The organism is Flavobacterium sp. GNP010 (assembly GCF_056428945.1).
Genome location: NZ_JBWJVK010000033.1, coordinates 20,724 through 29,688 on the forward strand (window position 1 = coordinate 20,724; position 8,965 = coordinate 29,688).

10 protein-coding genes are annotated in these 8,965 nt (G+C 33.3%); 7 read left to right on the plus strand and 3 right to left on the minus strand.

Annotation, left to right across the window (positions count from 1 at the left end; translation table 11 throughout):
- The first annotated feature begins 49 nt into the window (after positions 1–49).
- From AC061C_RS12840 to AC061C_RS12855, 4 genes are all read left to right on the plus strand, one after another.
- Positions 50–2,215 carry an endonuclease MutS2 gene (locus AC061C_RS12840; RefSeq protein ID WP_478291494.1) on the plus strand — a complete coding sequence of 722 codons (2,166 nt, stop codon included), beginning with the start codon at positions 50–52 and terminating at the stop codon, positions 2,213–2,215.
- 108 nt (positions 2,216–2,323) lie between these two features.
- Positions 2,324–2,629, plus strand: coding sequence for a GIY-YIG nuclease family protein (locus AC061C_RS12845; protein ID WP_478291495.1), 306 nt, complete (start codon positions 2,324–2,326; stop codon positions 2,627–2,629).
- A gap of 119 nt (positions 2,630–2,748) precedes the next feature.
- Complete coding sequence (locus AC061C_RS12850) at positions 2,749–3,165, plus strand: thiol-disulfide oxidoreductase DCC family protein (RefSeq protein WP_478291499.1); 417 nt, start codon at positions 2,749–2,751, stop codon at positions 3,163–3,165.
- 74 nt (positions 3,166–3,239) lie between these two features.
- On the plus strand, positions 3,240–3,371 hold the full coding sequence (locus tag AC061C_RS12855) for a hypothetical protein (protein ID WP_478291496.1): 132 nt from the start codon (positions 3,240–3,242) through the stop codon (positions 3,369–3,371).
- Positions 3,372–3,431: 60 nt separating this feature from the next.
- Here the strand turns inward: AC061C_RS12855 and ettA are convergent, their stop codons facing one another.
- Genes ettA through holA form a run of 3 tightly spaced genes read right to left on the minus strand, consistent with a single transcriptional unit; the run spans position 3,432 to position 6,403 of the window.
- Positions 3,432–5,126, minus strand: a complete 1,695-nt coding sequence (ettA, locus tag AC061C_RS12860; protein ID WP_417969633.1) for an energy-dependent translational throttle protein EttA — start codon at positions 5,124–5,126, stop codon at positions 3,432–3,434.
- A gap of 36 nt (positions 5,127–5,162) precedes the next feature.
- Positions 5,163–5,345 (minus strand): CAL67264 family membrane protein, encoded by a 183-nt coding sequence (locus AC061C_RS12865; RefSeq protein ID WP_196851371.1) that lies wholly within the window; start codon positions 5,343–5,345, stop codon positions 5,163–5,165.
- A 53-nt stretch (positions 5,346–5,398) separates the two neighbouring features.
- Entirely contained in the window at positions 5,399–6,403 is a 1,005-nt protein-coding gene (holA, locus tag AC061C_RS12870) for a DNA polymerase III subunit delta (RefSeq protein WP_478291497.1), read from the minus strand.
- A 99-nt stretch (positions 6,404–6,502) separates the two neighbouring features.
- Here holA and AC061C_RS12875 point away from each other — a divergent pair, with 99 nt between their 5' ends.
- From AC061C_RS12875 to AC061C_RS12885, 3 genes are read left to right on the plus strand one after another with little or no spacing between them, the layout of a single operon-like run.
- Positions 6,503–6,952 carry a type I restriction enzyme HsdR N-terminal domain-containing protein gene (locus AC061C_RS12875; RefSeq protein WP_395045966.1) on the plus strand — a complete coding sequence of 150 codons (450 nt, stop codon included), beginning with the start codon at positions 6,503–6,505 and terminating at the stop codon, positions 6,950–6,952.
- 12 nt (positions 6,953–6,964) lie between these two features.
- The gene (locus AC061C_RS12880) at positions 6,965–7,966 is read left to right on the plus strand and encodes a glycosyltransferase family 2 protein (protein ID WP_478291498.1); all 1,002 of its coding nucleotides are present in this window, start codon (positions 6,965–6,967) and stop codon (positions 7,964–7,966) included.
- A 50-nt stretch (positions 7,967–8,016) separates the two neighbouring features.
- On the plus strand, positions 8,017–8,850 hold the full coding sequence (locus AC061C_RS12885; RefSeq protein WP_417943883.1) for an OmpA/MotB family protein: 834 nt from the start codon (positions 8,017–8,019) through the stop codon (positions 8,848–8,850).
- Positions 8,851–8,965: the final 115 nt, after the last annotated feature.

Genomic DNA, 8,965 nt, shown 5'->3' on the forward strand with positions numbered 1-8,965 from the left:
TAGTCGTAGCTATTAACTATTTTTGTTTCAAAATGAATTCTACACCTAGATGATATCCATTACCGAAAAAACATTACAAGATTTACAATTTCCAACTGTACTCGAAACCATATCAACCATCTGTAATACAGACATTGGAAAAGAAAAAGCCTTAGAAATAACTCCTTTTAAAGATAAAGATACCTTGATGCGCGCTTTGTTGCAAACCTCAGAATATGTTTCGTCTTTCCAAAACAATAATGCGATTCCCAATCACGGTTTTGATGCCATTACACACGAGATAAAATTCCTAGCCATTGAAGACAGTTTTCTGGAAGTAAACAGTTTCAGAAAAATAGCTACAATCTCTTCTACTGTAAATTTCCTTTTGACTTTCTTAAGAAAATTTGAAGATTATTACCCTAATTTAAACTTAAGAGCAAACCAAGTTGAACTTACCAAGGACATCATTATCATGGTCGATGATGTGGTGGATAAATACGGCGAAATAAAAGACAACGCATCTCCTGATTTGTTGAATATTCGACGAGGCATGAACGCTATTCGAGGTAAGGTAAATCAGAGCTTTGGAACCGCCTTGACACATTACAATTCATTAGGGTATCTAGATGATATTAGAGAGAGTTTTGTACAAAACAGAAGGGTTTTGGCCGTTTTAGCCATGTACCGTCGTAAAGTCAAAGGTTCTATCATGGGTAGCTCTAAAACTGGAAGTATTGCCTACATCGAACCCGAAGCCACTTTGCAATATTCTAGAGAATTAAGTAATTTAGAGTATGAGGAAAAAGAGGAAATCAATAGAATATTGAAATTATTATCCAATCAAATTCGTCCCTATTTAAATTTACTAATTCAATATCAGGATTTCTTGAGTGATATTGATGTAATTGCTGCAAAAGCAAAATATGCTAATAGAATCAATGGGATATTACCAACAATAACTGAGGAACGCAGACTTTATTTTAGAGAAGCGTACCATCCTATTTTGTATTTAAATAACAAACAAAAAAACGAAATTACACATCCGCAAACTATTGAGCTGGATCAAGAAAACAGAATCATAGTTATTTCTGGTCCTAACGCAGGTGGAAAAACAATTTCACTTAAAACAGTTGGTTTACTGCAATTAATGTTACAATCCGGAATGCTAATTCCTGTTCATGAACGCAGTGAAACATTTCTTTTTGATCGAATTTTAACAGATATTGGAGACAATCAATCTATTGAAAATCATTTAAGTACCTACAGTTACCGATTAAAGAACATGAACTATTTCTTGAAAAAGTGCAATAGTAAAACTATGTTTTTAATTGATGAATTTGGTACAGGTTCTGATCCTGAATTAGGTGGTGCGCTAGCTGAAATTTTCCTAGAAGAATTTTACCATCGAGAAGCTTTTGGAATCATTACAACGCATTATTCTAATCTAAAAATTCTGGCTAACGAATTGCCTTTTGCTACCAATGCCAATATGCTTTTTGATGAAAAAACATTAGAACCCATGTATAAATTAGCTTTGGGACAAGCGGGAAGTTCCTTTACTTTTGAGGTGGCTTTAAAAAACGGTATCCCTTTTAGCTTAATCAACAGAGCAAAAAAGAAAATAGAAGTCGGAAAAGTACGTTTTGATAAAACCATTGCTACGCTCCAAAAAGAACGTTCAAAAATGGAAAAAACCTCTCAAACACTTAAAGAGGAAGAGACCAAAGCACGTGAAGAAGGCAAGAAACTGGAAACTATTAATGTAAAAATAAAGCAAAAATTGGAGAGTTATCAAGAATTGTACGATAGCAATCAGAAAACAATTTACATAGGTCAAAAAATTGAAGATATTTCAGAAAAATATTTCAATAATAAAAACAAGAAAGAACTGCTTGGCGAATTTATGAGAATTATTGAAATCGAAAATTCTAAACGTAAAAAGGCTACCATCAAGGAGTCAAAGGCAATTATTGAGAAGAAAAAAGAGGTTATCCAAGAGGTAACTGTGCAAGTCGAGGAAATACGAAAGGAAAAGAAAGAGAAAAAATTAAAAGTTGTTGTTGAAAAACCTAAGCCCGTTTTAAAAATTGGTGACCGTGTGCGCATGTTTGATGGAAAAGCGGTAGGAACAATTGACAGTATCGAAAAAAATAAAGCAACTGTAAATTATGGTGTTTTTACTTCAAAAGTAAGTCTAGAAGCATTGGAATTTGTTGAAGCGGGGAAAAAATAGATTAAAGTCATTGCGAGGAACGAAGCAATCGTACTAATTTAGGATACAAATTGAGCAACTTAATTCGATTGCCTCGTTCCTCGCAATGACAAATTCAAATAAAAAAACATGAAACCTGGATTTATCTATATCATCACTAATAAATACCAAACCGTAGTTTATACAGGCGTCACTTCTAATCTACCTCAAGGAATTTTGGAGCACAAAGAAAAAAGATATCCTACTTCATTTTCTGCCCGTTATAATGTGAATGTATTAGTTTATTATGAGCAATTTCAATGGATTGGTGATGCTATAGCTAGAGAGAAACAAATAAAAGCAGGTTCAAGAGAAACAAAAAATACTTTAATTCGTTCCATAAACCCAACTTGGAACGATTTATTTGAAGAAATTAAAGATATAATGACGGAATAACTCTCCTATAGACTAACATAAGTCATTGCGAGGAACGAAGCAATCGCACTAAAAAGATACAAGTTGAGCAACCTAACACGATGGCGTACGATTTTCATAATGATAAACTAAACAAGAAAATGCTCAATATTCCTAAAGACAAAAAAATTATCCTCTTTGATGGTGTTTGCAATCTGTGTGATTCCGCAGTTCAATTCATCATTAAACACGATACCAATGATATTTTTAGATTCGTAGCCATACAATCTGATTTAGGTCAAGAAATTATAAAACATTTAGGAATAGACACTCAAAAAACAGATAGTATAATCCTCTTCGAACCGGGTTTGGCTTACTATTATAAATCAGAAGCGGCCTTTGAAATCGCAAAAAAACTAGGAGGCTTGTTTTATTTGGCTTCCATTTTTTCGGTATTACCAACTTCATTTAGCAATTTTGTATATGACTATATTGCAAAAAATCGCTACAAATGGTTTGGCAAAAGGGAAAGTTGTATCATACCAACAAAGGAATTAAATGCAAGGTTCTTAGAATAATTCATACATGATAATTATCATACCTTTTCATGTATAAGGATAGTATTTTTGTTAAAACTTAAAACAAATATATCATGAAAGACACTACACTTTTCTCTTGGGACAATGGAACCTTTATAATGCTTGTGGTATTCGGTTTAGTAATCATTGGCTTGATTGTTTCAGTTTTAATCATGATGAATTCCGATAAAAAAGCAAAAAAATAGCTAAAAAAAAGGATGTCCAAATTGGACATCCTCTAATTATTAAAAAATAATCTGGCAGAATTAACTTCTGATTAATTTTCTGTATTTCAATCGTTTTGGTGTTAAATCTCCACCCAAACGTTTTTTCTTATTTTCCTCGTATTCAGAGAATCCACCTTCAAAACAATACACTTCTGAGTTACCTTCAAAAGCTAGAATATGTGTACAAATTCGGTCTAAAAACCACCTGTCATGCGAAATAACAACTGCACAACCTGCAAAACTTTCCAAACCTTCCTCTAAGGCACGAAGAGTGTTGATATCCAAATCATTTGTAGGCTCATCAAGCAGCAATACGTTTCCTTCTTCTTTTAAGGTCATCGCAAGATGCAAACGGTTGCGTTCCCCACCAGAAAGCATGGAAACTTTCTTGTTTTGTTCTCCGCCACCAAAATTAAATCGCGACAAATACGCTCTTGAGTTTACTTGTTTTCCGCCCATCATGATTAATTCCTGACCGTCTGCAAAGTTTTCCCAAATCGATTTATCTGGATTAATATTGGAATGCGCTTGATCAACATAAGCGATTTTTACGGTATCACCAATAGAAAATTCACCTGAATCTGGTTTTTGCTCGCCCATTATCATTTTGAAAATAGTTGATTTACCAGCACCGTTTGGCCCAATAATTCCAACAATTCCTGCTTGAGGCAAGGTGAAATTTAAATTATCATACAATAATTTATCTCCAAAAGCTTTAGCAACATTTTTGGCTTCAATAACATTAGTTCCTAAACGCGGACCATTTGGAATATAGATTTCTAAGTTTTCATCCAGTTGTTTTTGGTCTTCGTTCAATAATTTATCGTAGTTCTGCAAACGTGCTTTTTGCTTCGTTTGACGTCCTTTGGCCCCTTGACGAACCCAATCCAACTCTCGTTCTAAGTTTTTTCTACGTTTTGAAGCTACTTTTTCTTCCAGTGCCATACGGCTTGATTTTTGATCCAACCAAGACGAATAATTCCCTTTCCAAGGAATACCTTCTCCTCTATCTAATTCCAAAATCCAACCCGCCACATTGTCTAGAAAGTACCTATCGTGCGTTACTGCAATTACAGTTCCAGCGTATTGTGCTAAATGTTGTTCTAACCAAAGGACACTTTCGGCATCCAAGTGATTCGTAGGCTCATCGAGAAGCAAAACGTCAGGTTGTTGCAACAATAAACGACACAAAGCTACACGACGGCGTTCCCCACCAGATAAATTCTTGATTGGAGTATCGCCTTCCGGAGTTCGCAAAGCATCCATTGCAATTTCTAGTTTAGTGTCGATTTCCCAAGCACCCAATGCATCAATTTTATCTTGCAAAAGCGCTTGACGATCCATCAATTGCTCCATCTTATCGGCATTTTCATAAACTTCAGGTAAACCAAAACTATCATTGATTTTATTGAATTCGTCTAAAACTGCCATAGTTTCCGCAACGCCCTCTCTTACAATTTCGATAACCGTTTTGCTATCATCAAGAATCGGTTCTTGTTCTAAATATCCAACAGTATAACCTGGAGCAAAAACTACATCTCCTTGATAATTTTTATCAACTCCCGCGATAATCTTCAATAAAGAAGATTTTCCAGAACCATTTAGACCCAAAATACCAATTTTTGCTCCATAAAAGAAACTCAAATAAATATTTTTAAGTACTGGTTTATCTGCTCCCTGATAGGTTTTACTCAATTTTGACATTGAGAATATAACTTTCTTATCGTCTGCCATTTTCTTTTTTAATTTAAAATTTATTTAAAATAACTATTAAAGTCTTCCTTTAAGTGAACTAAATACCCAAGCATTAGCTAAAAATCCAACACCTACAGCGGCAAATCCCCATCCTGAAACATCACTGTAACGGAAAGCTCCCAAACCTATTAATAGTAATCCCATAAGAATCATTATTAAAGTTGCCCAACCTAAAATAGTGTTTTTATTCATTCCCATAATTGAGGTATATTTGTTTTTTTAGAAATGCAAATATCGGGATTTTTTACGCTTTAATTAAATATTTTATAAAGCATTTCTTTTAATAAATCAGAATGAGATAAGGCATTGGCTCCAACACCTTTACTTTTTACATCAATATCTCGTAAAGCTCCCACTATTTGGCTTACTTTTTTCATGGGATAATTCTTTAGAGCTACGTCATATTCCTTCATAAAAAACGGATTTATACCTAAAACTGAGGCTACATTTTTTGGGTTTTTATCCTTTAAACCATGGTATTTCAACAATTGGATAAAGAAACTAAAGACTAAACCCGTGGTCACAACCATTGGATTGTCTTTTGGATTTTGAGCAAAGTTATCCGCAATGGTATAGGCCTTCAGCTGGTTGCGTTCGCCTAATGCTTTTCGCAATTCGAATACGTTAAAATCTTTGCTGAAACCTATATTTTCTTCAATATGTTTGGGAGTTATAGTACTTCCAACTGGCAAAATAATTTGTAGTTTTTCTAGTTCATTATTTATTTTACTCAAATCGGTTCCCAGAAATTCAACCAACATTGCATTAGCCTTGGGTTCAATTTCATATTTCTTGCCTGCCAAAACGCGCTTAATCCAGTCGCCAACTTGATTGTCATACAGTTTTTTACTTTCGAAAACGACACCATTTTTCGCTAGTAATTTAGTTACTTTTTTACGTTTATCAAGCGTTTTGTATTTATAGCAAAATACCAAAACCGTAGTTGTCATAGGGTTTTCGGCATAACTTTCTAATTTGTCGATTGTTCGGATTAAATCTTGTGCCTCCTTAACAATGACCACTTGACGTTCTGCCATCATGGGGTAGCGTTTGGCTGTCGAAATAATATCTTCTATTGAAACGTCTCTGCCGTATAAAACAGTTTGATTAAAACCTTTTTCTTCTTCGGTCAAAACTTTTTCTTCAATAAAATCAGATAATTTATCGATAAAATACGGTTCTTCGCCCATCAAAAAATAAATTGGTTTGATGTTCCCGTTTTTAATGTCATTTACAATTTTTAAAACCTCGTCCATTTTTCAAATGTTCAGTATTTAGTTGCAGCGCTCTGTCTCTAAGTTTTAAAACTTGAAACTTTAAACCTGAAACTTCAAACTATTTTATATTTTTGCTTTATGCAGCAATTAAATTTTTCTTCCTATACTTTTCGATTCAAAAATAGCGAAAATAAAGTCTCCATTTTTGATGAAATTAGGAAAAAATTTATCATTCTTACTCCAGAGGAATGGGTTCGTCAACATGTTGTCCAATTTTTATTGGAAGAAAAAAAATACCCAAAATCATTGATTAACGTAGAGAAGGTTTTAAAAGTCAATGGCTTGCGCAAAAGGTACGATGTCGTGGTTTTCAATTCTGATGGTTCCATTTTTATTCTCATCGAATGCAAAGCACCCGAAGTAAAAATTGCACAAGCTACTTTTGACCAAATTGCTCGTTATAATATGACGATGAATGCTCAATATTTGATGGTAACCAATGGTTTGAATCACTACTTTTGCCAAATGGATTTTGAAAATGAAAAATATCAATTCCTACATGAATTGCCAACGTATAAAATAGAATAATCAAAAATTGTTATGAAAATAGCTGTAGTTATACTGAATTGGAATGGAGTTTTATTGCTAGAACAATTTTTACCTTCTGTTGTAAAAAATTCCTCAGATGCAGTTATTTATGTTGCGGATAATGCCTCAACAGATACTTCTATTGCTTATGTTAAAGCACATTTCCCATCCGTTAGGATTATTGAAAACAAAGGCAATCTGGGCTTTGCAAGCGGTTACAACGAAGCATTAAAACAAGTCGATGCAGAACTATATGCTTTAGTAAACTCTGATATTGAAGTGACAGAGAATTGGTTGCAACCGATATTAACAACTTTTTTAAACGAACCCAATACGGCTATAATTCAGCCTAAAATATTGGATTTTAAAAACAAAGAATATTTTGAATACGCAGGCGCTGCAGGTGGTTTTATAGATCAATTTGGGTATCCGTATTGTCGTGGTCGTATATTTGACACTATCGAAAAGGACCTTGGCCAGTACAATGACAACATAGAGATTTTTTGGGCAAGTGGCGCTTGTTTTTTTATTAGAAGTAGTGTTTTTAATGAATTAAAAGGCTTTGATGACGAATTTTTTGCACATCAGGAAGAAATTGATTTGTGTTGGCGCGCATTAAATAAAGGTCATAAAATAAAATACATTTCAGAATCAGTAGTGTATCATGTAGGCGGAGCAACTTTGCAGCAAGGAAATCCAAAAAAAACATTTTTGAATTTCAGAAACTCCTTATTGATGTTGACAAAAAATCTTCCTGAAAATAAATTATATCCAATTCTTTTAGGCAGAATGGTTCTAGATGGAATTGCAGGAATGCAATTTCTTGTGACTGGAAAATTCAAACATTTTGTAGCAATATTAAAAGCTCATTTTTCGTTTTACAAACTTTTTTTAGTTCATTATAAAAAAAGAACTAAATTTCAAGAACAAAAATACTATTGCATAAAAAGTATCGTTTTCATCTATTTTATTAGGAAAGTCGTTGTTTTTAACGATTTATTTAGAACAAAATAAATATAAAAAAGTAAATTTGTTTTTAACATTTAATTAAATCAATACCATTTATGAAAAAAATAGTAATTGCCTTATCCGTTTTAGCGCTATTGTCTTCCTGTGTTTCTAAAAAGAAATATACTGAATTAGAAGCTAGAAATAAAGAAACTCAGGACTTATTAAACACTGCTACCGTAAAATTAAATGCTTGTTTAGAGGAAAAAGCAGCGCTTTCAGCAACTGCATCTTTGTTAAAAGAACAAAACCAAGGATTGATAAGCACTTCTAAAGATATGACGATATTATCTACAAAAGGTGCTGAAAATATTGAAAAAGCGTTAGAATCTATCAAAGAGAAAGATTTAAAAATCAGCAGAATGCAGGATGCTTTAACTAAAAAAGATAGTGTAACTCTTGCTGTAGTAACGAGTTTAAAAAGTGCTGTAGGAATTTCTGATCCAGATATCGAAATAAATGTAGAAAAAGGAGTTGTTTTTATATCAATCGCTGATAAATTATTATTCAAAAGCGGAAGTTATGAAGTTACTGACAAAGCAAAAGGAGTTTTGGCTAAAGTAGCAAAAGTAGTTAATGACAAGCCAGATTTTGAATGTATGGTTGAAGGCCACACTGATAATGTTCCATACATTGGTACTGGAATTTTATTAGACAACTGGGATTTAAGTGTAAAACGTTCTACCTCTATCATTCGTGTATTAACCAACCAATTAGGTGTTAAACCAGAACAATTAATTGCAGCAGGAAGAAGTTCGTACATTCCTTTAGTAGCTAATGATACCCCTGAAAATAAAGCGCGTAACAGAAGAACTCGTATTGTTGTATTGCCTAAAATCGATCAGTTTTATGACATGATTGAAAAAGAAATGAAGAAACAAAGACCATAATTTTTTCTTTATATACAAAAGTAAACGCCTCAAAATTGAGGCGTTTTTTTATGCCTATTTTGTCCCGTCCTGAAATAGCGATACACAATAAGTATCCTAATGGAAAAACATGAAG

Bases quoted from the DNA above. Each gene is read 5' to 3' on its own strand.
- AC061C_RS12840 (WP_478291494.1), top strand. From the start codon at position 50: ATGATATCCATTACCGAAAAAACATTACAAGATTTACAATTTCCAACT.
- AC061C_RS12845 (WP_478291495.1), top strand. From the start codon at position 2,324: ATGAAACCTGGATTTATCTATATCATCACTAATAAATACCAAACCGTA.
- AC061C_RS12850 (WP_478291499.1), top strand. From the start codon at position 2,749: ATGCTCAATATTCCTAAAGACAAAAAAATTATCCTCTTTGATGGTGTT.
- AC061C_RS12855 (WP_478291496.1), top strand. From the start codon at position 3,240: ATGAAAGACACTACACTTTTCTCTTGGGACAATGGAACCTTTATAATG.
- ettA (WP_417969633.1), bottom strand. From the start codon at position 5,126: ATGGCAGACGATAAGAAAGTTATATTCTCAATGTCAAAATTGAGTAAA.
- AC061C_RS12865 (WP_196851371.1), bottom strand. From the start codon at position 5,345: ATGGGAATGAATAAAAACACTATTTTAGGTTGGGCAACTTTAATAATG.
- holA (WP_478291497.1), bottom strand. From the start codon at position 6,403: ATGGACGAGGTTTTAAAAATTGTAAATGACATTAAAAACGGGAACATC.
- AC061C_RS12875 (WP_395045966.1), top strand. From the start codon at position 6,503: ATGCAGCAATTAAATTTTTCTTCCTATACTTTTCGATTCAAAAATAGC.
- AC061C_RS12880 (WP_478291498.1), top strand. From the start codon at position 6,965: ATGAAAATAGCTGTAGTTATACTGAATTGGAATGGAGTTTTATTGCTA.
- AC061C_RS12885 (WP_417943883.1), top strand. From the start codon at position 8,017: ATGAAAAAAATAGTAATTGCCTTATCCGTTTTAGCGCTATTGTCTTCC.